We start from the raw sequence: 432 nt of genomic DNA, 5'->3' as shown, positions 1-432 counted from the left end.
TGTTAATACAATATCAAGATGATATAGCGGGTTTTAATAAGTCTGAAGCGTATATTCTTTTATTTTCTAAATTGTTTAGAAATCAAGAGAAGACGATGAAATGGTATCAAAAACAAAGAATATATAGCATTAAGTCTGAGGATGATAGTGCGGTGGCAATTCGTTCATTAATTTTGCATAAAGATGAACCTATGTATTTAAAAAAACGTACATGTGTACCTACTTTGTTAATTAATGGGGAACATGATCCTTTGATTAAAGATAAGAATCATTTTAAATTGGAAGCGCATTTTTTAAATGTTACGAAAAAAATCTTCGAACATTCAGGACATGCACCGCATATTGAAGAACCAGAAGCATTTATGAATTATTATTTAAAATTTTTAAAAAGCGTATCATAATATGTGATATATAAACCTAGGGCATAAAGTC

Annotated in this window: 1 protein-coding gene; it reads left to right on the top strand. The window is 28.7% G+C overall.

The window, feature by feature from the left end; translation table 11 throughout:
- Positions 1-401: alpha/beta fold hydrolase (locus M3630_RS30645; RefSeq protein WP_251254678.1), on the top strand; the 401-nt coding region annotated here is incomplete at its 5' end.
- Positions 402-432 lie beyond the last annotated feature (31 nt).

It is taken from the genome of Brevibacillus sp. MER 51, from assembly GCF_023714195.1.
GTDB lineage: Bacteria > Bacillota > Bacilli > Brevibacillales > Brevibacillaceae > Brevibacillus.
This window is presented reverse-complemented; position numbering and strand designations above follow the sequence as displayed.